The following is a 20,896-nucleotide window of genomic DNA, read 5'->3' as shown; positions in this document are numbered from 1 at the left end:
AGCGCATGCGACGAAGTCGCGAGTCTCGACGGCTCGGACGCGAGACACCAGGGGGGCCGCGAACACGCCGCGCCGCAGGCGCGGCCAAAGACACAGAGGAGCAAGCGTGCGCGACATGGTCGAGATCGGTATGGGTCGGACCGCCCGGCGTACCTATGAATTGGACGATGTCGACATCGTCCCGTCGCGACGGACTCGTTCGTCGAAGCAGGTATCGCTCGCGTGGCAGTTGGACGCCTACCGATTCGAGATCCCGTTCCTGGCGCACCCGACCGATGCGCTGGTCTCGCCGGAGTTCGCCATCGAACTCGGCAGGCTCGGCGGACTCGGCGTCATCAACGGCGAGGGGCTGTGGGCCCGGCACGCCGATGTCGCCGCCAAGATCGACCAGCTGCTCGAACTCGTCGCCAAGGGCGGTTACGAGCGTGCCGTCGGGCTGCTGCAGGAATTGCATGCGGCGCCGATGCAGCCGGATCTGCTGGCCGCCGCGGTCGCGCAGGTGCGAGCCGCCGGTGTGACGGTGGCGGTGCGGGTGAGCCCGCAGAACGCACGTGCGCTGACTCCGGCGCTGCTGCAGGCCGGTATCGACCTGCTCGTGGTGCACGGCACGATCATCTCCGCCGAACACGTCGGCGACGGTGAGCCGTTGAACCTCAAGACCTTCATCGCCGAACTGGATGTGCCGGTGGTGGCCGGTGGCGTGAGCGATCACAAGACCGCGCTGCATCTGATGCGCACCGGCGCCGCGGGCGTCATCGTCGGCTACGGCTCCTATCCGGGCGCGACGACCACCGGCGAGGTGCTCGGCATCGGAGTGCCGATGGCCACCGCCATCGCCGATGCCGCCGCCGCACGTCGCGACTACCTGGACGAAACCGGCGGACGCTATGTGCACGTGATCGCCGACGGTGATATCGCCACCTCGGGTCAGCTGGCCAAGGCCATCGCCTGTGGCGCCGATGCCGCCATGCTCGGTGTACCGCTGGCGCTGGCCGCCGAGGCGCCTGGGCGCGGCTGGTACTGGCCGTCCTCGGCCGCGCATCCTTCGGTACCGCGCGGTTCGCTGCTGCATGTGGAGGATCCGTGGGATCTGGGCGGCGAGCTGTCCGGTGATACCGGCGAGACGGTGCGCCCGAGCCTGGAGCGGGTGCTGTACGGCCCCTCCGACGACCCGTTCGGCTCGCTGAATCTCGTTGGCGGCCTACGTCGCTCGATGGCGAAGGCAGGCTACTCCGATCTCAAGGAATTCCAGCGGGTCGGCCTCAGCGTCCGCGCCTGAGCGCCGACCGTAGTCGAATGGCGGTCGCCGGGACCGTTCGAAGGCACCGTTTGACTACCCTTGCCGCTGAAAGCACCGACACTGGACAATGCGGTGAAGTTGCCGAGAGTAGTTGGATGGTGTGGTCGAGACGGTTCGGATATTCGACTCCGCTCGGCGGCTGTCAGCGGATGTGGCTGGGGATGGTGCGGTCTCGGAGGAACTGCTGAATGGCCTGGTTGACCGGGTCTGGGTGGGTCATGGTGACCGCTAGGCGCGCGCCCGCGATCTCGACGAAGGTCGATGCGGTGAGACCGGCGGCCAGTTGCTGGGCGCGCTCGCGGGCGATGCCGCTGTCGGTAGCGTGAATCACCAAGGCGGGGCAGGTGATTTCGGATAAGCGGTCCGATACCGAATCGCGGCCGAGCAGACAGCCCGCGGCGACCTCGATGCCGCGGCGGTCGCGGGCCAGCCAACGCTTGGTCCAGATCGCCCGGTACCACTCGTCGTCGCCGATCAGCCAGTACGCGAGCTGTTCGACCGCCTCCTGCCGGGAGCCGTCGTCATACCATTCGTCCAGGAATTTCTGGGTCGCGGTGGATTGTTCCGGCGTCGGGCCGTGCGCCTCGGTGCTGATCAGGATCAGTGCGGAAACCCGCTCGGGCGCGATGAGCGCGGTGCGCAGCGCGGTGAATCCGCCTTGCGCGGTGCCGCCGATCACAGCGCGTTCGGCGCCGAGATGATCGAGCACGGTGAGGGCGTCGCGCGCGGCGGTCCAGTAGGTGAACGGTAGCCCCTCGTCCCTGGTGCGGCCGTGTCCGCGCGCATCCCAGGACACGATCCGGAATTCCGGTGCGAGCGCGGCCATCTGGGATGCGAACATGGTTCGGTCCATGAAGAATTCGTGTGCTAGTAAGACCACCGGACCGTCGCCGCCACTGTCCTCGTAATGGATGTCGGCGTCTATCGCGCGGGCGAAGGGCACGGCATGAGGATAACCAGCGGTGCGGGGGCGCGCGGGACGATTTCACCCGCTCACTAAACTGTGTGAGTGGCAGAAACTCAGAGACCGGTCCTCGTCGTCGACTTCGGCGCACAGTACGCCCAGCTGATCGCCCGGCGGGTCCGTGAATCGAGTGTGTATTCGGAGGTGATCCCGCATTCCGCCACGGTGGAGGAGATCGCCGACAAGCAGCCGCTCGCGGTGATTCTGTCCGGCGGACCGTCCAGCGTGTATGCCGAGGGTGCGCCGCAGCTGGACGCGCGGCTGTTCGATCTCGGTATCCCGGTCTTCGGCATCTGCTACGGCTTCCAGGCCATGGCGCAGGCGCTCGGTGGGACCGTCGCGCACACCGGGACTCGCGAATACGGCCGCACCGAGCTGAGTGTGGACGGCGGTCTGCTGCACGGCGGCCTGCCGACCAAACAGCCGGTGTGGATGAGCCACGGCGATGCGGTCACCGACGCACCCGAGGGCTTCGAGGTCACCGGAACCAGTGCGGGCGCACCGGTCGCCGCATTCGAGGATCGGGCGCGCAAGCTGGCCGGTGTGCAGTATCACCCGGAGGTGCTGCACTCGCCGCACGGTCAGCAGGTGCTCAGCCGCTTCCTGCACGAACTCGCCGGAATCCCCGCCACTTGGACCCCGGCCAATATCGCCGATTCGCTGATCGCCTCGGTGCGCGAGCAGATCGGCGACGGCCATGCGATCTGCGGACTCTCCGGCGGTGTGGACAGCGCAGTCGCGGGCGCACTGGTGCAGCGCGCCATCGGCGACCGACTGACCTGTGTATTCGTCGACCACGGCCTGTTGCGAGCGGGGGAGCGCGAGCAGGTGCAGCGGGACTTCGTCGCCGCGACCGGCGCCAAGCTGGTGACCGTCGACGCGGTGGACAAGTTCCTCGGTGAATTGAAGGGTGTCTCCGATCCGGAGGAGAAGCGCAAGATCATCGGCCGGGAGTTCATCCGGTCGTTCGAGGATGCGGTGTCCGAGGTCGTCATCGAACAGAGTGGCGGCGCCAAGCCGGAGGTCGAATTCCTGGTGCAGGGCACGCTCTACCCGGACGTCGTCGAATCCGGCGGCGGCAGCGGCACCGCGAATATCAAGAGTCACCACAATGTCGGCGGTCTGCCCGACGATCTGGAGTTCGACCTCGTCGAACCGCTGCGGTTGCTGTTCAAGGACGAGGTGCGTGCGGTCGGCCGCGAACTCGGACTGCCCGAGGAAATCGTTGCCCGCCAGCCGTTCCCGGGTCCCGGCCTGGCCATCCGCATTGTCGGCGAGGTCACCGCGGACCGTTTGGAGACGCTGCGGCAGGCCGATGCCATCGCACGCGAGGAGCTGACCGCCGCCGGACTGGATCGCCAGATCTGGCAGTGCCCGGTGGTGCTGCTCGCGGATGTGCGCAGCGTCGGCGTGCAGGGTGACGGCCGCACCTACGGTCATCCGATCGTGCTGCGCCCGGTCTCCAGCGAGGACGCGATGACCGCGGACTGGACCCGGCTGCCCTATGACGTACTCGAGCGCATTTCCACTCGCATCACCAATGAGGTGGCCGAGGTCAACCGGGTTGTCCTCGATGTGACGAGCAAGCCGCCGGGCACCATCGAATGGGAGTGACCCCGCAATCGGGCCTGATTTGCCGGATTTCGGGAGTACCGTCAGCCGGATAGACCAGTTCCCCAGGGAGTCCGGATGGCAGCGAAGAAGCCGCTCTGTACTGTCAACGCGGTCGTCGAGGCGCCGTGTGGCGTGGTAGCCGCGCTGCTCACCACGGTGAGCGCCGGTCCGGTCGGTCCGGACAACGCTTTCTTCCTAGCCGACGGCCCCGATCCCGGAATGCGCTTGCGCGGCGGCCCGAACGAATTCCGGGCCGCGATCGCCGGAGATCCCAACGGGATTCGGGTCGAGGTGGATCGGGCGCAGGCGATGCTCGCGGTCGAGGGGCAGCGGTGGTTTCGTGCCGAGTGTCGAGTGTTGCCGCATCCCAAGGGTGCTCGGGTGATCCAGCAGATGTTCAACGTCGCGACAAGTGCGCGGTGGATGGTGCCGATGATCGCGCGGGGTGTCGAGGGTAAGCAGCGGGTGAGTATGCAGCGGCTACTCGACCGGATCAGTGAGCATTTGGGCTGCCCGGCCTATTTGGAGTAGTCGGGATTCGTCGTGGGCGGCGGTGTGCGGCCGAGGATGAGCTGTCCGAGTAATAAGCCGCCGCCGAGGTAACTCCGGCTCGGTGTCAGCGGCATGAAGCGGCCGATCGGGATTCCCGTATGGTCGGTCGGGTCGTCATCGGTGTCGAACTGTTCCATGGGCATTGGCGTTGTGCTCCTCCGGAAGAAAATGGCCCGTCCACCGGACGGGCCATTCGGGTGGTCAGCGCGGTCTGCGCGGGGAAATGACCAGCAGGATGCCGACCACGATGGCGGCGATTACGACGACCCAGCCCAGTGAGGCCACGCTGGTGGCGGTCATGGGGGCCGGGCCGACGAAGGCCCAGATGCTCACGCCGAGGGCGAGCAACCCGACGATCAGCAGGGAGACGGACGGCCCCCGCTTGGTGACGTTTTGTTCGGTGGGGTCAGCCACGGTGCACCTCCGCATTGCCGGTCCGGACATGGACTTTCAGATCGAGTACCGGTGCGCCGTCGGGATGCGGGCCGGTAATGCCGGTGGGGCAGTTGACATCTCCCAGATTGACGGTGCAGTCGGTGCGCACCGCCATACTCTCCGGCAGCAGGATCTTGGCATCGCCGAGTTGGACCGCGACCTCGACTGTTCGGTTCTCGGTCAACTGCAGCGAGCGCAGATCCAATGTGCCTGTCCCCACGGTCAACTCGTACTTCGCGGCCAGATCGGTCATCGTGGTCGGTGCCCAGGTGCGATCGCCGACGGTGGCGCTGTCGAATTCGATCGGACCGAGCATCGAGGCCAGCACCACGAATCCGGCGAGCGGTGCGGTCAGTACGAGCAGGCCGAAGCCGCGGCGTAGGAATGCGCCGATCACCAGCCCCAACCCGATCACCGCCAGCGCCACCGCGGCGATGCGTCCCGGTGTCATCCACTCGACGCCGGAGGCGGCCAGCGCACCCGCACCCGCGGCGGCCAGGATGGCCAGGCCGAGCACCACCGGGGTGAGCCGGGAGCGGGGGCGCTTCGGCGGAGGTGCGACGATGGTGCGGGTCGGGGTGGGGTCGGGCAGATCCCAGGCGAGTGGGGCCACGCCGAGCGGGTCCCAGGCGGGTGGCGTGAGTCCGGTCGGGTGCGCGGGTGTCGCGGTCTCCGTGCGGGATGGGGGAGCGCTTGTGCGCGAAATGGATTCGGCTGCGGCAATTCTCGTGGGTGTTCCGTCTTCGGGCGCTGCGGTCTCGACGGGAGGAGCTTTGGTTCCCGCGTCGCCCTTGTCGAGCAACACGGTGTCGGCGTCTTCCTTACGTATCAGGACGGTGTCGGGATCGGCTGGCGTAGCGCCCGCGATCGGCGCGCCGGTCTTTTCGATCAGTTCGGTTTCGGTCTCGCCATTTTCGGTGTCCGGCAAGAGGATCGGATCCGCCTGCTGCGCCGGGGAACTCGGCGCCGCCTGTGCGGGAGCGTCCGGGACATACGCGTCCGGCAACTTCGTGTACGGCGTGTACATGCCGGTCTCCGGCGTATAGAAGTCGCCGGGCATCGTGCGCTGCGGGAATACGGCCCCGGGGTAGCCGGTCGCGGTGAGACCACCATCGAAGCCGCCCAGTGAACTCGTGCCGGGCGGTGGCTGCGGGGTGCGCATATGCAGCATCCACCATCCGGCCAGCATGAGCGCCATGCTGATCATGCCCGAACCGGCCAGTCCGACGCCGACCGGTCCGATGGTGCTGACCGCGATGGCCAGTGCCACGATCAGAACGATGGTCTTGGTCTGCGACTGCGAGCTGTGCCCCTTGCCGAACAGCGACTCGGCCGCAGAGGACTGGTCGCCGGCCGCGCTGAACAGCAGCCAGGCGAGCAGGTACAGCACAATGCCCGCGCCGCCGAAGATCGTCGACACCACGAGTGCGACCCGCACGAGCACCGGATCGATCCCGTAGCGCTGCCCGAACCCGGCCGCGACGCCCGCGATCGGACCTTGCCGCGGCAACCGGACGGGCCGCGTCTGCCACATCTGGTGAATCTGATCGCCGAAGCTCGTTTTCGTCATGGTTTCCATGGTGGGCGTGACCAGTGCTTCGGCACATCGGGGGGAACCCTGAAACTATGGCTGATCCTTTTGGACCAATCGGTCTCTTGGGTTATTGGTCGCAGGGCGGACGGTAGGGGAGCTGGGGCAGGTAGCGCTGCCATAGTTCGGGAGTCATCAGGCTGGCGCTGGCATGACAGATGCGTTCGATCGCGTGCTGCTCGTCCAGATCCCACAGTCGACGCTCGCCACTGCTACTCGAGGCGGACAGGTATTCGCCTTGTGGATGGAACTGGATGAACCAGACGTTGGGGCCGGGCGGTGCGATGGAACTGGACATGAGGCGGGGATGACGGCGATCAGTGAAGTCCCACATCCGCACCGAACCGTCGTTTCCGCTGGTAGCCATGGTTTTGCCGTCGGGACTGAACGAGGTCGAGATGATCGCCAGATTATGTGCGGTGACCCGCTCACCGATCGGTTCGGGCGATGCCGGGTTGCTGATGTCCCAGACCTGGAAGGTTTCGTTCGCCACGGTGACGGCGGTACGGCCGTCGGGGTGCATGATCACGTCGAGCATCAGCGGCGAGTGATCCGGCGAGGATATACCCACCCGGACCGGGCGGTCCGGGTTCGAGATATCCCACAGTGCCAGCCTGGTTCGCAGGGCCATCGACGGCGAACTCGGTTCGGACAGCGTCGTTTCGATGATCGCCAGGGTTGGCCCGGTCGGATTGAATCCGATGGCTTGGACCTGCGCGGGAGCCACCGACGTCGGTGTTCCCAGTAGCACTGGGCGGGAGCGGTCGGCAATGTTCGTGAGTTGGAAGGTATCGACCTTGGGATCCAGCGTCTGCGCCGCCAAGGTCCAGTCGCGATCGAAGCTCAGACGCGACCATTGCGACGATGCGGCCTGCCAGTCGGCCGATATCCGAATGTGCTTCGGATCAGAGAGGTCGACCAGGACCAGCGGCCCCGTCGGACCGTCGCGCGCTATCAGGGACTTCCCATCAGGGCTCAGGGCCCGGATCGACGACCCCGGTTTCGCCCGGAATTCCCCTATCCGGACTGGTGCCCGCGGGTTACCGGTATCCCATAGGCCGAATGTGCCATCGCTGGAATCGCTCACCATTCGGGTGCCGGTGGCATCGAATATCGGACTCCTGCCCCAATCGGTGTGTCCAGTGAGAACCGCCGGAGCCAGCGACCACAGTCGCACGATCCCCTCGGTGCCGCCGACGGCCAATATTTTTCCATCCGAGCTGAATGCCAATCCAGTCGGTTCACCGGTGCACCGGGTGGGAATTCTCGCGTCGTTGAGGCAGCGGGACGGAATCGCCGTCAGCTGCGCGCCCAGTGGCGTCGGCTGGGCGGGATCGGCGATATTCCATAGTTTCGCGCCGGTGGCGCCGCCGGTCGCCAGTGTGTGGCCGTCCGGGCTGAAGGCGAGCAGGGGTACAGGCTGTTGAACCACGTTGTCCACCAACGGATTTCCGAGTGGGCGCGGGTGGGCGGGATCGTCGACGGCCCATAACTGCGTCACGCTGACGTAGGTGTGTCGTACGGTCAGGCGTGGACCGGCCAGGGCGAAGGCCGTGTTGTCGGGGCTGAACCGGATCGCTTCGACATCGTGGGTCACCTCGAATGGTTTTCCAGCGCGGGTGATTTCCCCCGCGTCCGGGACGGACCACAATTCGACCGTCGCGATGCTGTGGTCCCAGTCGCTGGTCGCGACCGCGAGTAGTCGCCCATTGCCGCTGAACGCGAACGCGGACAGGTCCCGATTGTGCGGCGCGGGGATGAGCCGCCCCTGGCTCGGTTCGGCCGGATTGCCGACATCCCAAAGGGTGATGGCATTGTCGCGTGTTGACCCGACTGCCAGCGTCCGTCCGTTCGGACTGAAGGACACCAGATAACCCGTATCGCTGGTCGTCGTCGGCGGTGATCCGAACAGCCGGGGATGCACCACATCACGGACATCCCACAGCTGCGGTCGTGCCGAGGTGCCGGTGGTCGCGAGCACCGTGCCATCCGGGTTGAATGCCATGGACATCGCCCCGGAAGGGGATTCGCGTAAGGGCTCGCCCAGCGGGTGGGGATGGCGCGGATCGGCGACGTCCCAGAGCCGGATGGTGTTGTCGTTGCTGGCGGAAGCCAACACCCGACCATCGGGTCGGTAGGCGATGGTCCTGATTCCCTCGTCGTGTGCGACGAATGGTGTTGCGAGTGCGAGGTTCTGGGTCGCGAGCAGCCGTGCCCGCACCTCGGGATCGCGCGGCCTGAGTTGTCCGGCAACGAGATACAGCTGCGCGGACAGCGACGGATCGATTTGCTGTAGTCGATCCGCCTCTGCCAGTACCGATCCGAAGTTCTTGTCGTTGCGTTGCTGTTCGGTGAGCTCGACCTGCGCGTAGGCGAATGTGCCCAGTACGAGTAGGCCGACGCCGAGCATGGCGAGGACTACGCGGGTCACCGACGACCGTCTGCGGGTATGTGTTCGCGCTGCTCGGGAACTTTCGAGGAAGGCGCGGACCTGGCCGCCGACCACCGGTGGATCGACATGACCGAGAGCCGTCTCGAGCCGGGTGCCGCGATAGAGCAGTGAGCGATCCTGTCCGGTCGAATCCCATTCCGCGGCATCGGCTTCCAACCGCTGCCGGACCAGGTAGCCGACGCGGTCCTCATCGATCCAAGTGTGCAGTCGCGGCCACGCGTCCAGCACGATCTCGTGGGTCAGGTAGACCGAGTCGGAGTCGAGGGTGATCAGGCGGGTGCGGGCAAGCAGTTCCAGTGCGGCCGTGGCGGATACCGGGTCGGTGGTGCGTTGCAGCAGGTTCGGACGGACGGCGATGCGCCGGGTATCGCGCGAATCATTGGCGACGGCAACGAGTCCGAGCAGCACGTCCTTCGCGGAGGACTGCTGAGCGTCGGATAGTTCGCTCCATGCCTGTTCGGCGGTGGCGGCGATGGAGCCGATGACACCGCCCGCCTTGCGATATCCGGCGACGGTGAGTTTTCGGCCTTCGCGGTGCTGCCAGGTGGCTGCCATGACGTGCGACAGCAGCGGCAGTGCGCCAGGATCGTAGCTCTGACGGTTCTCGTGATCGCCGACTCCACAGAGTTCGGTGATTACCAGTTCTGCCAGGCCGGATTCCAGTTCGAGCCCGGCGTGGTCGGCCGGACCGATGAGTGCCTGGGCCAGTTCGTCCAGCCGCATGGGGCCGAGTAGATAGCTGCGGTGTTCGAGAGCGTGCTGCAGGATCGGGTAGTCGAGGCACTTGGCGTAGAAATCGGCGCGCAGGGCAATGACCACGGTGAGGGCATTGTCGGCCCGAGTCGCACAGCGGTGCAAGACATTCAGGAAGGCCTCGCGCTCGCGTTCGTCCGGGCAGGCGGTGAACAGCTCCTCGAACTGATCCACGATCAGCAGGCGGGGTCGGTCGGTGCTCCAATGGTCGAGTGCGGTGAACACCTTGTCGGCGGATGGCTTCGCGATCGCGTTGTCCGCGTGAAAAGCCTTGGCCAGCGCGTGCAATGGTCTCGCGCCGGGTGTCATCGCGGCGGTCGACCAGTTGTCGGTGACGGCGGGTACGAGTCCGGCGGCCAATAGCGAGGACTTGCCCGCGCCCGATGCGCCGATCAGCACGACGACTCCGTCCGCGTCCGCGGCGGCGTCCTGGACCAAATCGACGAGTTCGGCAGTGCATCGGGTTCTGCCGAAGAAGATGTCCCGGTGCTGCTCGCGATAGGAGGTGAGTCCTAGGTAGGGACAGGCCGCGTCGTCCTCGTCATTCGGTGTCCAGGTGATGGCGGCCTGCCACAGCCGTTGCCACTCACGCACTTCCAGCAGATGCCGACTGGCCTGCGACTCGGCCTTCTTGGCCAGGTCGATCAGGGTGAGCACAACCGGAAGCATCGATTCGAAGCGAGCCGGGACATTGCGCCCCGCCTTCCAGTCGCTGATCCGCTGCACCGAAGCACTCGCGGCAGCCCGCGTCCCTTGTGCGGCCCGCATCCGCGCTTCGGCGGCGGTGGCCACCCGTCGCAGCGTCGGATTACCTGCGGCCGCATAGAGATCGGCGAACCGTTGCGCGAAAACCACACGCGGTGATCGGATTTCCCCCCGGCCCTCGGCGGTGGTGTCCCCGGTCACCACGTGCGCCCGAACTTTTTGGGCGACACAGACATAGGGACAATTTAGCCGGTTCGAGGGCAGGTACGGATCGGGCGGCGGTGCGATCGTCGATCGCGCCGCCGCCCTGTTTCCGGGTTACAGGAAGATCCGGTCTCCTGTTACCGCGTCGGCGGCGGTGACCTCGGGTGTGTCGGCAGTGAGGGTCACATAGGACTGGATGGTCAGTGGGCCGCCGCAGTTCTCGACCACCAGGTGGTAGTCGTGGCTGACCAGATAGCCGGTGCCGCCGAGAGCCAGGTTCTTGGTGCCCACTTCGATCGGCTTGATCTCGCCGGGGCCGATCGACATGTCGAGGCTGACCCCGGCATAGATCTTCGGGCCGATGCTGGCGTCGAAGTTCGGTGACGTCGAGTCGCCGCTGCCGCTGACCCCGATACTGAATCCGGCGTCGAAGCCGATCCCGGCCTGGATATCGACCGTGAGATCGAGATCGACCGCACAGGCGACCAGGTAGCCCGCCTTCATGGTGCCGGTCGCAGTCGCGGGGATGGTGCCGTAGAAGGTGTTGTCCAGGAACACCTCTCGGTTGGTCGGCATGCCGTTGAGCGGAGGGACCGGGCGGAACTGTTCGTCCATATGGCCGACGGTGAGCTCGAATCCCCCTGGGCCCGAGTAGTTCTTCTCGTGCGGCGCCATCCCCTGGGCGGCGGCGAGTGGCGCACCCGCCGATGCGATCGCGACCAAGGTGGCGGCGGTGCGCAGTGCCGACTTGATATTCATGATTCCTCCCCGAACCTGTGCTCGGCCCCCTGCGGCGCGAGTCCCGGTGTTGAGTGGGACGTTTCCGGCCCGAAAGAAACGTATGGCGCGGGGTGCTGCGCCGCCGAGGCGATTGATCGGCGGGAGGTATGAAATGCGCTGGTAGACGTGGTAGTGACGAGTTATCCGGTCCGGCAGCGGGCGAATCGGCCGGGTTCGGGTCGCTGGTCCGGTCCGTGCGTCGTGCGACCGCTGAGCGGCGGATAAGAACGAGAGGTCAGCGCGGCTTTTTTGTCCGGACCGGACATTCGGGCAGCCGTTATGGCCGATGTCCGGCTGTGGGCGGACGGTGCGGATAAGCCGCCCGGCCACACCGAGGTGAGTGGCACGACGGCACCATTCGCTGATCGCCGGTGGTCACGATCGGTGAATCAGGGTGATTCCTGATGGTCTTGTGTCGGTGGGCCGTGTCAGTATCGAAGGCATGTACCCGTCCGTGCCCGCGTTCGATGCTGCTCGGGGGGCCGATCCCCGGGGGTTCGGCGCCGCGCCCGGGTTCGCGCCCGGCCCCGGTCGCTTCGGCGCCGCGCCGGTCCTTCCGCCCACTCCGCCGTATCCGAGGATGGTGCGGCGTTCGGGTGGCCGGATCGTCGGCGGTGTGGCCGGTGGTGTCGCCGATCATCTCGGGCTCGATGTGTTCAAGGTGCGGATGGCATTCGTATTGCTGTCCGCACTCGCGGGCGCCGGAATCGTCGGCTACGGGATGCTCTGGATCTTCACTCCGGGCGGCCACGATGCGGTGAAGCCGACCGGTAAGGAGCGCCGTCAGGCGATCGGGTTGGCCTTGCTCGGGCTCGGACTCGCGGTCGGGGTGTCGTGGCTGTTCAGCGGCACCGCGGCGAAGGTGATCGTGCCGATCGTCGTGGTGGCGGTGGGTGCGGCGCTGGTGTGGCGCGAATACGACACCGACGGTCCGCGGTCGCTGCTCGGGCTGCCCGCGCGCCCCTCGGTGGTGACCTGGTCGCGCATCGTCGCCGGGATCACGATGATCGTGCTCGGACTCGGCGTGGTGGTGCTGGCCAGAATCGATCTGAGTTCGCTCGGCTCCGCGCTGATCGCGGTGGCGGTCACATTGATCGGCGCCGGTCTGTTGACGGTGCCGCTGTGGCTGCGCATGATGCGCGCGTTGAATGCCGAGCGCGCGGCCCGCATTCGCAATGAGGAACGCGAGGAAATCGCGTCCCACCTGCATGATTCGGTGCTGCAGACGTTGGCGCTCATCCAGCGTCAGGCCGATGATCCGCAAGAGGTTGCCCGACTGGCCCGCAGTCAGGAGCGGGAACTGCGCCGCTGGCTCTTCGAGGATTCCGGGCCCGCGCAGTCGAGTCTGGCCGCGGCGCTGCGCACGATCGCGGGCGAGGTCGAGGATCAGCACGGGGTGAAGGTGACTCCGGTCACCGTCGGCGATGTGGCGATGGACGGTGCCGACAGCGGATCCGGCCTGCCGAAGGAGCATTTCACCGCATTGCTCGGCGCGAGCCGGGAGGCGCTGGTGAATGCCGCCAAACATGCGGGCGTGCCGGAGATCGATCTGTTCGCCGAGGCGGAACCGCATCAGGTGAGCATCTTCGTGCGCGATCGCGGGGCCGGATTCGATATCGCGGCGGTGCCGCAGGATCGGCGGGGTGTCGCGAAATCCATTCGCGCCAGAATCGAGCGGCGCGGCGGTTCGGTCGAGATCCTGTCCACGCCCGGTCGGGGCACCGAGGTGCGGATCATCATGCCGCGCACCGATTCCGGTGATCAGGATCGAGTAGAGGATGCGCCGGTCGGCGACGAACAGGTCGATAGGGTGCGACAAACGGTTCGCAACCGCCGATAATCGTGGCGTCGAGCAGCTGGTTCGGTGCTGACGGCGTTCGGCCGCAGGTTTGCGGCTCGGCCGATGGTGTCGGATAGATGGAACTCGGGACCGGGCGATGCGGTCGTTCGAATCTCGGGGCGTCTGGTCTGGGTGGCGGGCTGCTTCGCTGGCGGTGGTTGTGCGGTAGTGGCACCGATGACGACGGATGCGGCGCCGGTTGTGGTACCGATGAAGTGCGGACGGCCTGCGGGCGGTCCGCGCGTCAGGGTGGGTCGATCCACCGAGGGTGAGGAGAAGTAGGTGGCCGTGCGGGTCTTTCTCGTCGATGATCACGCCGTATTCCGCTCGGGTGTGCGGGCCGAATTGAGCCGGGAGACCGATATGGAGGTCGTCGGGGAGGCCGGGGGCGTGGCCGAGGCGGTCGCCGGAATCAATGCCGCGCGCCCGGATGTCGTACTGCTCGATGTGCATATGCCCGACGGTGGCGGGGTCGCGGTGCTGTCCGGGATCGATGACGGTCCGGTATGCCTGGCATTGAGCGTCTCCGATGCGGCCGAGGATGTGATCGCGGTGATCCGTGCGGGTGCGCGCGGCTATGTGACCAAGACGATCTCGGGATCCGAACTGGCCGACGGCATTCGGCGGGTCGCCGGTGGTGATGCGGTGTTCAGCCCGCGGCTGGCCGGTTTCGTCCTCGATTCGTTCACCGGCAAATCGCCGGTGCCGGAGCCGCCGCTGGATCCCGAACTGGATTCGCTAACCCCGCGCGAACTGGAGGTGCTGCGGCTGCTGGCCCGCGGCTACACCTATCGGGAAATCGCGGAGAAGCTGTTCATCTCGGTGAAAACCGTTGAGACACATGCCTCCAATGTGCTCCGCAAGACCCAGCAGTCCAACCGCAACGCCCTCACCCGCTGGGCGCACCGACGCCGCATCGACTGACTTCGCGCATTCTGGCGTTCCGCATACGGATTCGCTCGCTCGCACGGTTTCGCCGTGCAAGTTCGTGCGGGCCGGGCAAGTTCGTGCGCGCCGGGCTGGTACATCTGCGGCTGGCCAGTTTGTGCGCGCCGAGCTCAGCTCGTCGGGGCTCGCGGCCAGAGTTCCTGCGCGCCGCGCCATTTCGTCCGCGCCGTAGTGCCATTTATACGAATATCGCCGCGGCGGAGGCGGCGAATTCCGCTGCGTCATCATTGGTTTCGACGGCAACGGGAAGATCGGGCCGCCCGCACGGTACTGGCTGTCGACAAGGGTCCGGCGCCACAGCGCGAAGCGGTGCCAGAGTTCGTGCGCGCCATGTCAATTCGTCTGCGGTGCCATTTTTGCACGCGGTGCCATTTCGTGCGTGCTGCGCGGTCATGCGAAAGCTGAAGAGCTGTGGCGCAGCGGATTACATCATCGCGATGATGACGGCGATGATGAGGACCAGGCCGATCAGCAGGCCGATGGCGATGGCGAGCGGGGCATTGCTCGGTTCCTTCGACTTCGCCTTCGGGCGCTGGGGTGCGGCGGCCGCTGGACCCGAGGTGTTGCTGCGGTGTGGGCGCGGCAGTGGAGTCGAGTGCGGACTGCGCAGGCCCGATGCCGAATTGCGGGCGGCCCATGCCGGAATGGTGCCGTCCTCGGTGCGCACGGGAGCGCCGAGGATATACGGACCGGTGCCGGGACCGAATGCGGCGGTGAGGATTTCGTCCCGCGCCTCGGCCATGGTCGGCCTGCGCTGTGGGGCCGGTTCCATCATGTGCAGCAGGGCGTTGGTGAGCATGCCGCTGCGGCTGGGCGGGATGATCTGAGCCATGGCCGCGCGATAGACCACGGCATCGGTGTCGTCGTCCATACCGAACGGCGGTTGCCCCTCGATCGCGGTGTAGAGCGTGGCGCCGAGGGAGAACACATCGCTGGCCGTGGTCGGCTGTGCGCCGCGAGCCACCTCCGGGGGCAGGTATGCCGGAGTGCCGGTGATCACGCCGTCGGGTTCGTCGGAGTTGTCGGTGGCACCACGGGAGATGCCGAAGTCGCTGAGCTTGGCCATGCCGACGGCGGGTCCGCGGTCGGCGACGAGAATATTGCCCGGTTTGATATCGCGGTGCACGATGCCCGCGGCGTGCGCGGCCGCCAACGCATCGGCGACCTGCGCTCCGATCTGCGCAACTTCGATCGGTGGCAGCGCGTTCACCAGCGCCAATGCCTTTGCGACACTGCGTGATGGCAGATGTTCCATCACCAGCCACGGCTCGCCCGCCTCGAGCACCACGTCGTAGACGGCGATGGCGTGCTCATGCGAGAGCTTGGCCGCGACCCGGCCCTCGTGCATGATCTGGTTGCGGATTTCATTGGCCTCCGCTTCCGGGAGCCCGGCGGTGGTGAGCACCTGTTTGATCGCGACGTCCCGGTTGAGTAGGCGATCGTGGGCGAGCCATACCGCGCCCATACCGCCGCCGCCCAGTTTCGACTGCAGACGGTAGCGGCCAGCGACCAGATAATCGGGGCCGACAATGGGACGAGCGCGTTCGGTCACGGTGCGAGGGTAGCGGAAAACGAGGCCAGCTGGCCTGATTCGCGTCGTGCCGGTTATTGCGTCAAGAGACGATCCGGGTGCATACCGTCCACCATGCCGATGAAGGGCGGGTGAATGCTGTACCCGAGCATGTGCCGGATTTCGGGCGAGACCGCGCGCACGGTATCGCGACTGGTCGAGAGGGTGAAGGCCTCCTGGGTGCGCAACCACGGCTCGCAGTACTGCGCGGTGGCGGCCAATCGCGAGTTCGCCGAGCGGTTCGCGCCGCCGCCGTGCCAGAGGGTGCCGAGGAAGAAGACGCACGATCCGGCGGGCATGACGCCGGGCACGCGCACGTCGTCCTGCTGTGGTGTCCGACCTTCCGGCCAGCGGTGACTGCCCGGGATGAGCATCGTCGCGCCGTTCTCGGCGGTGAATTCGTCGATCGCCCAGATGGTGGCCGCCGACAATGCCTTTCGTGGTCGCGGCACCGGATAGAAGCCGTCGTCGGGATGCAGGAGCTGGGCATTTTCGCCGGGGGCGATATTGATGATCTGCAACTGCGACAGCAGATATCCGGGTAGCAGAAGCCGATCCAAGAGGGCGAGCACGCGGGGATGGTCGACCAGCCGATCGACCATGCGCGTCTTGCCGAGCACGCTGTAGAGCCGCTGAGTCCGATGGCCTTCGAACGCATTTCGCCCGTTCGGGCCTAGCAGGGGCAAGAGTTCTGCGCGCAGTGCCGCGCACTGCGCCGAGTCGAGCAGGCCCTCGAGGATCACATAGCCGTCGCGATCGAGGACGGCGAGATCGGCGTCCACCTGCACGGCGGGGACGTCGCGTACTTCGTGGACCGTTCGATGGGTTCGAGACAGATCGCGCGCGAGGTCCTCGAGCCGTTCGACTTCCGGTTGTGCATTGCTCATCGTTCTTCCTTCCCCGCGCCGGTTGCTCCGGCCACGAATTCCCATACCTGGTCGGCGACGACGGCCCGGTCCGGGCGCGGGCTGCGGGTGAGCGCCACCGCGACGGCCATGTGCACTCCGCCGAGGACGGCCGCGACGAGCAATTCCGGATCGCGGTCCGCGGGCACCATGCCCTGTCGCTGGCCCTGGGCCATATTCCGGATGCCGACCTCGATCGCCTGCTGCAGCCGTTGCCGTTCCACGCCCGCCGCCTCGGCATCACCGAATCGTCCGAGTGCGACGGGGGCGAGCGGATCGTCGTAGAGGAAGTTCACCCAGGCCACCACGCGCGCGTGTTCGCGTTCGCGCCAATCCTTTCCGGCGAACTCCGCATAGGTGACTTGTTCGCCGAGCCGGTCGTAGAAGTCGGTGATGACGGCGGTGAGCAGTCCGCTGCGCGAGCCGAAGTATCGGTAGGGCAGCCCGACGCTGACCCCGGCGCGGCGGGCGACGGCGGCCACCTCGAGTTCGCCGGTCTCGCTCAGCTCCGCGTGCGCCGCCGCCAGCAGTCGCCTGCGTGCTGTCGCGCCGCGGCCGGTCCATTGCTCACTCATGACTCCGATCCTAAGTTGAGTTCAACTCAAAAACAACGGCAGCATTGCGAAGCGGTCGCGGTCGGTGCACGTACTTGACGGAAGTTGGGGGCGGGTTTCTACTGGGCGGGTATCGAACGTATATTCGATATCGATCGATAGCTGGATCGGTGCTGGCCCTTGTTCGTGAGGGTTCGGGCCGCGTCTTCGCCTCGGGTCCATCGTTGGAAGTAGGTGGTTGTGATGGGTTCGGATGAGGATTCAGGGGCGGGGAGACGGCGGGACAGGATGCCGCCGAGGGATAAACCGACACTGGATGAGCTGCGCCGACGGATGGCGGCGATACCCGGGCGCGGGGAAGCGGCGGCCGAGCGGATTCCGCTCGCCGCCGAATCGCGCAGGAAAGCACTTGCGGTGCCGCCAGCTCTTGCCGAGCTTTTGCCTGATGGCGGCCTGGCCAAGGGGTCGGTGGTGGCCTATTCGGGTGCGAGTTCGCTGCTGGCCGGGCTGCTCGCCACAGTGACCGAGGGCGGTGGGCATGCCGCTGTGGTCGGGATGCCGCGGCTCGGACTGCTCGCCGCGGTCGAGATGGGCGCGCAGTTGCAGCGCCTCGCCGTGGTCGCCGATCCGGGGCCGGATCCGGTGGAGGTGGCCGCGGTGTTGCTCGACGGCCTCGATCTGGTGGTGCTCGGCCTCGCCGGTGCCGCCGTCGCACCGTCCCGCACCCGCGTCATCGCCGCCCGCGCGCGTAGCAAGGGTGCCACCCTGGTGGTCACCGACGGCCGCTGGCCCAATCCGTCCCTGCGCGTGGATACCCGAATCGCCGGGTACGGCGGTCTGGGCGCGGGCCGCGGGCGCCTACGTTCGCTCCGCTTGGAGGTCTCGGTCCGCGGCAAGGCGGGCCCACCCTGTCACGGCCGAATCGAACTGCGCCCCAGTGCGAGCCGAGTGGAATGGGTGGCACTGGAAACGGTCGCCGCGGCCGATGAAGCGACCGTCGAGGCGCACGGTGCGGCGTCATGAGTCGGCCCGTCGCGCCATGAGTTCAGCTGCGCGAAGCGGCCTTTCCATCGATTCCGGGTTTCGATGCGGCGGCGAGGCCCCGGGTGGACTGCGCAGCGAGGTGCCGGGGCGGTGATCCGGCCGAGTCGGGTGGGTGGGATGCGGGTGCTGGCGCTGTGGTGTCCGGACTGGTCGGCGGTGACGGCGGCGGCGGTGGCGCGGGTGCCTGCGACGCGGCCGGTGGCGGTGTTGTTCGCCAATAAGGTGGTGGAGTGTTCGGCCGTTGCCAGGGCCGAGGGGGTGCGGCGAGGGCTGACCAAGCGGGAGGCGCAGGCGCGGTGTCCGAATGTGTATGTCGCGCAGGTGGATCCGGATCGGGATGCGCGATTGTTCGAGCCGGTGGTGGCGGCCATCGATGCGACGGTGCCGGGAGTGGAGGTGCTGCGTCCGGGGCTGTTGGTACTCGGTGCGCGCGGTGCGGCCCGGTTTTTCGGGTCCGAGGAGGCAGCGGCCGAACGGCTCGTCGACGCGGCCGCCGCGGTAGGAGTGGAGGTGCAGATCGGCATTGCCGACGAGTTGTCCACGGCGGTGATCGCGGCGCGTTTCACCGCGATCGTGCCGCCCGGCGGCGGTGCGCGATTCCTGGCCCCACTGCCGGTGCGCGAACTCGCGCTGGAACCGAGCCTGTCCGCACCGGAACGCATCGATTTGGTGGATCTGCTGCACCGCCTGGGATTGCGGCGGATCGGTGATTTCGCCGCATTGACCCCGATCGAGGTCACCTCGCGCTTCGGCGCCGATGCTGTGCTGGCGCATCGCTGTGCCAGGGCAGCGCCGGAGCGTCCGCCGTCCGCGCGTCGTCCGCCGAAGGATCTGACGGTGCAGCATCGCTGCGATCCGCCGATCGATCGGGTCGATGCCGCCGCCTTCGCCGGACGCATGCTCGCCACCCAGTTGCACGAGGCGCTGTCCAAAGCCTCGATGGCCTGCACCAGGTTGTCGGTGCTCGCGGAAACGGAAGCGGGCGAACGGCTTTCGCGCATCTGGCGGTGCGCCGAACCGCTGACCCCGGAGGGCACCGCGGATCGGGTGCGCTGGCAGCTGGACGGCTGGCTCACCCGCCGCGACCGGCCGACCGCACCGATAACACTGCTGCGCCTGGAGCCCGTCGAAGTCGTTGCGGCGAGCGCACTTCAGCTCGGTCTGTGGGGCGGCGTCGGCGAGGAGGACGAGCGGGCCCGCCGTGCCCTGATCCGGGTGCAGGGTCTGCTCGGCGGTGAGGCGGTCCGGGTCGGTGTGCTCAGCGGCGGTCGCGGGCCCGCCGAACGCATCACCATGGTCGCGCTCGGTGACGAGCCGATTCCGGCCGCCGACCCGGCCCTGCCGTGGCCCGGCCGCCTGCCCCGCCCCGCACCCGCGGTGATCCTGGTGAACCGTCCGGTGGTGCGTCTGGAGGCCGCGGACGGAACGCCGGTGCAGGTCACCGACCGCGGCCTTTTCACCGCCGACCCGGCCCTGCTGCGCTGGGGCAGTAAGCAGTGGCCCCTTGCGGGCTGGGCCGGTCCGTGGCCGGTGGACGAACACTGGTGGACCCCGGAATCCGCCACCCTCTGCGCCGGAATCGCCGCCCGCATTCAGGTGCAGCTCGCCGGTGAACCGGCCGATGTCCGTGTTCTGCTGCTCATCTACAACGATCAGACCTGGCGCGCCGAGGGGCTCTACGGCTGACTACGTGCGCGACCACACCAGCGCCAGCGTGAACGGATGTCCGCGCAGCTGCGCCCATTTCGGCTTGGCCGCGATCCACGCGTCATCCACCAGCGCCTCGGCCATCTCGGTGAGCACCCAGCCCGCCGCCGATGCCGCCGACACCTGCTCGCTGATCAAATGCAGATGCGTGCTGATCGCGACCGGCTCACCGGACGCGGGGGTGTAGTGCGTCGGCATGCCGGTCACCATCATGAACTGCGGGTGATAGCTGACCGTGACACAGGTGCCGCCGGGTGCGGCCAACCGCCAGGCTTCCGCGTAGAAGGGCGACAGCTCGTCCAGGTGCTCGTCGATCAGCGAGGAGATCACCAAATCGTATGCGCCACTTGATAATCCGGTGTCACGCACATCGGCCTGGGTGAGTGTGGTGTGCACCCCGCGGTCGCGGGCGCGCGCCAGCATTCCCGCACTCACGTCGACCCCATCGATATGCCGAATTCCTCGCTCCCGCAACCAAGCTCCGGTCCGCCCGGTCCCGCAGCCCAGATCCGCGGCGCATCGCACCCCGCCCCAGTCCGGTCGCCGCAGCCGATTCAGCAGCGCGAGATCCATCTCGTCCATGACGGTCTGCTCATATGTCGGCGCCCACCCGTCGTACCCGGCGGCGACATCGACGGTGCGATAGTTGCGGCGATCGAAGTCCGCGAAGGAGGGCATGGCCGCAATATTGCCGCGATCCACCAGCCGCCGCCAGACGTTTTCCGGCACCGCACTCCGTACAACCGGCTCGAAATTCCGCGCAACTGAGTCGGACGGACGATCACCGCCATCACCAACCACCACGGAGCGAGTCTTACGAGCGACGTTCGCGGCCCGTCTCGCGTCCGAGTCGTCGAAGCGCATGCGACGCAGGCGCGAGTCTCGCCCCCATCCGACCGAGTGCACCAAGTGTCGAATGTCCCGCCATCACCAACCACCACGGAGCGAGTCTTACGAGCGACCGTTCGCGGCCCGTCT

17 protein-coding genes are annotated in these 20,896 nt (G+C 67.2%); 7 read left to right on the top strand and 10 right to left on the bottom strand.

Annotated features, from left to right (window positions below):
* Window positions 1-106 precede the first annotated feature (106 nt).
* Window positions 107-1,279 carry a GuaB3 family IMP dehydrogenase-related protein gene (locus NA5_RS06745; RefSeq protein ID WP_040686730.1) on the top strand — a complete coding sequence of 391 codons (1,173 nt, stop codon included), beginning with the start codon at window positions 107-109 and terminating at the stop codon, window positions 1,277-1,279.
* A 163-nt stretch (window positions 1,280-1,442) separates the two neighbouring features.
* On the opposite strand, the gene NA5_RS06740 is transcribed toward NA5_RS06745, so the two are convergent.
* A complete protein-coding gene (locus NA5_RS06740; protein WP_062982991.1) occupies window positions 1,443-2,243 on the bottom strand; it encodes an alpha/beta fold hydrolase in 801 nt (266 codons plus the stop codon).
* A 66-nt stretch (window positions 2,244-2,309) separates the two neighbouring features.
* Between NA5_RS06740 and guaA the strand changes: the two genes are divergently transcribed.
* The gene (gene guaA / locus NA5_RS06735; RefSeq protein ID WP_062982989.1) at window positions 2,310-3,878 is read left to right on the top strand and encodes a glutamine-hydrolyzing GMP synthase; all 1,569 of its coding nucleotides are present in this window, start codon (window positions 2,310-2,312) and stop codon (window positions 3,876-3,878) included.
* A gap of 75 nt (window positions 3,879-3,953) precedes the next feature.
* Window positions 3,954-4,409: a hypothetical protein gene (locus tag NA5_RS06730; protein ID WP_062982987.1), complete on the top strand. Its 456-nt coding sequence runs from the start codon at window positions 3,954-3,956 to the stop codon at window positions 4,407-4,409.
* On the opposite strand, the gene NA5_RS40200 is transcribed toward NA5_RS06730, so the two are convergent.
* The 5 genes from NA5_RS40200 to NA5_RS06710 form a co-directional block, all read right to left on the bottom strand.
* Window positions 4,397-4,573 (bottom strand): hypothetical protein, encoded by a 177-nt coding sequence (locus tag NA5_RS40200; RefSeq protein WP_157110263.1) that lies wholly within the window; start codon window positions 4,571-4,573, stop codon window positions 4,397-4,399. The two genes, NA5_RS06730 and NA5_RS40200, sit on opposite strands and share 13 nt — an antisense overlap.
* 58 nt (window positions 4,574-4,631) lie before the next feature.
* Window positions 4,632-4,844, bottom strand: a complete 213-nt coding sequence (locus tag NA5_RS06725; RefSeq protein ID WP_245672121.1) for a hypothetical protein — start codon at window positions 4,842-4,844, stop codon at window positions 4,632-4,634.
* Window positions 4,837-6,435: a PspC domain-containing protein gene (locus NA5_RS06720; RefSeq protein ID WP_063813229.1), complete on the bottom strand. Its 1,599-nt coding sequence runs from the start codon at window positions 6,433-6,435 to the stop codon at window positions 4,837-4,839. The genes NA5_RS06725 and NA5_RS06720 overlap by 8 nt, the downstream gene beginning before the upstream one ends.
* Window positions 6,436-6,526: 91 nt before the next feature.
* Window positions 6,527-10,567, bottom strand: coding sequence for an NACHT and WD repeat domain-containing protein (locus NA5_RS06715; RefSeq protein WP_157110262.1), 4,041 nt, complete (start codon window positions 10,565-10,567; stop codon window positions 6,527-6,529).
* Window positions 10,568-10,684: 117 nt separating this feature from the next.
* Window positions 10,685-11,329 carry an MspA family porin gene (locus NA5_RS06710; RefSeq protein WP_062982978.1) on the bottom strand — a complete coding sequence of 215 codons (645 nt, stop codon included), beginning with the start codon at window positions 11,327-11,329 and terminating at the stop codon, window positions 10,685-10,687.
* A 463-nt stretch (window positions 11,330-11,792) separates the two neighbouring features.
* Between NA5_RS06710 and NA5_RS06705 the strand changes: the two genes are divergently transcribed.
* Together NA5_RS06705 and NA5_RS06700 are read left to right on the top strand one after the other, a co-directional pair.
* Window positions 11,793-13,190, top strand: a complete 1,398-nt coding sequence (locus NA5_RS06705; RefSeq protein ID WP_084483935.1) for an ATP-binding protein — start codon at window positions 11,793-11,795, stop codon at window positions 13,188-13,190.
* Between the two features lie 288 nt (window positions 13,191-13,478).
* Complete coding sequence (locus NA5_RS06700) at window positions 13,479-14,114, top strand: response regulator (protein WP_062983336.1); 636 nt, start codon at window positions 13,479-13,481, stop codon at window positions 14,112-14,114.
* Between the two features lie 448 nt (window positions 14,115-14,562).
* Here the strand turns inward: NA5_RS06700 and NA5_RS06695 are convergent, their stop codons facing one another.
* The 3 genes from NA5_RS06695 to NA5_RS06685 are packed head-to-tail and all read right to left on the bottom strand — an operon-like array spanning window position 14,563 to window position 17,188.
* Window positions 14,563-15,690, bottom strand: coding sequence for a serine/threonine-protein kinase (locus NA5_RS06695; protein ID WP_062982977.1), 1,128 nt, complete (start codon window positions 15,688-15,690; stop codon window positions 14,563-14,565).
* Window positions 15,691-15,743: 53 nt separating this feature from the next.
* The gene (locus NA5_RS06690) at window positions 15,744-16,595 is read right to left on the bottom strand and encodes a phytanoyl-CoA dioxygenase family protein (protein WP_062982974.1); all 852 of its coding nucleotides are present in this window, start codon (window positions 16,593-16,595) and stop codon (window positions 15,744-15,746) included.
* Window positions 16,592-17,188 carry a TetR/AcrR family transcriptional regulator gene (locus tag NA5_RS06685; protein ID WP_062982972.1) on the bottom strand — a complete coding sequence of 199 codons (597 nt, stop codon included), beginning with the start codon at window positions 17,186-17,188 and terminating at the stop codon, window positions 16,592-16,594. The genes NA5_RS06690 and NA5_RS06685 overlap by 4 nt, the downstream gene beginning before the upstream one ends.
* 267 nt (window positions 17,189-17,455) lie before the next feature.
* Between NA5_RS06685 and imuA' the strand changes: the two genes are divergently transcribed.
* Window positions 17,456-18,190: a DnaE2-dependent mutagenesis accessory factor ImuA' gene (gene imuA' / locus NA5_RS06680; RefSeq protein WP_084483934.1), complete on the top strand. Its 735-nt coding sequence runs from the start codon at window positions 17,456-17,458 to the stop codon at window positions 18,188-18,190.
* A 138-nt stretch (window positions 18,191-18,328) separates the two neighbouring features.
* Window positions 18,329-19,897, top strand: a complete 1,569-nt coding sequence (locus NA5_RS06675) for a Y-family DNA polymerase (RefSeq protein ID WP_062982968.1) — start codon at window positions 18,329-18,331, stop codon at window positions 19,895-19,897.
* Here the strand turns inward: NA5_RS06675 and NA5_RS06670 are convergent, their stop codons facing one another.
* Window positions 19,898-20,647, bottom strand: coding sequence for a class I SAM-dependent DNA methyltransferase (locus NA5_RS06670; protein ID WP_245672120.1), 750 nt, complete (start codon window positions 20,645-20,647; stop codon window positions 19,898-19,900). It lies immediately after the preceding gene.
* Window positions 20,648-20,896: the final 249 nt, after the last annotated feature.

The sequence above is a fragment of the Nocardia anaemiae NBRC 100462 genome, from assembly GCF_001612725.1.
GTDB classification, from domain to species: Bacteria; Actinomycetota; Actinomycetes; order Mycobacteriales; family Mycobacteriaceae; genus Nocardia; species Nocardia anaemiae.
This window is presented reverse-complemented; position numbering and strand designations above follow the sequence as displayed.

Bases quoted from the DNA above. Each gene is read 5' to 3' on its own strand.
- NA5_RS06730 (WP_062982987.1), top strand. From the start codon at position 3,954: ATGGCAGCGAAGAAGCCGCTCTGTACTGTCAACGCGGTCGTCGAGGCG.
- NA5_RS40200 (WP_157110263.1), bottom strand. From the start codon at position 4,573: ATGCCCATGGAACAGTTCGACACCGATGACGACCCGACCGACCATACG.
- NA5_RS06720 (WP_063813229.1), bottom strand. From the start codon at position 6,435: ATGACGAAAACGAGCTTCGGCGATCAGATTCACCAGATGTGGCAGACG.
- NA5_RS06710 (WP_062982978.1), bottom strand. From the start codon at position 11,329: ATGAATATCAAGTCGGCACTGCGCACCGCCGCCACCTTGGTCGCGATC.
- NA5_RS06705 (WP_084483935.1), top strand. From the start codon at position 11,793: ATGTACCCGTCCGTGCCCGCGTTCGATGCTGCTCGGGGGGCCGATCCC.
- NA5_RS06690 (WP_062982974.1), bottom strand. From the start codon at position 16,595: ATGAGCAATGCACAACCGGAAGTCGAACGGCTCGAGGACCTCGCGCGC.
- NA5_RS06685 (WP_062982972.1), bottom strand. From the start codon at position 17,188: ATGAGTGAGCAATGGACCGGCCGCGGCGCGACAGCACGCAGGCGACTG.
- imuA' (WP_084483934.1), top strand. From the start codon at position 17,456: ATGCCGCCGAGGGATAAACCGACACTGGATGAGCTGCGCCGACGGATG.
- NA5_RS06675 (WP_062982968.1), top strand. From the start codon at position 18,329: ATGCGGGTGCTGGCGCTGTGGTGTCCGGACTGGTCGGCGGTGACGGCG.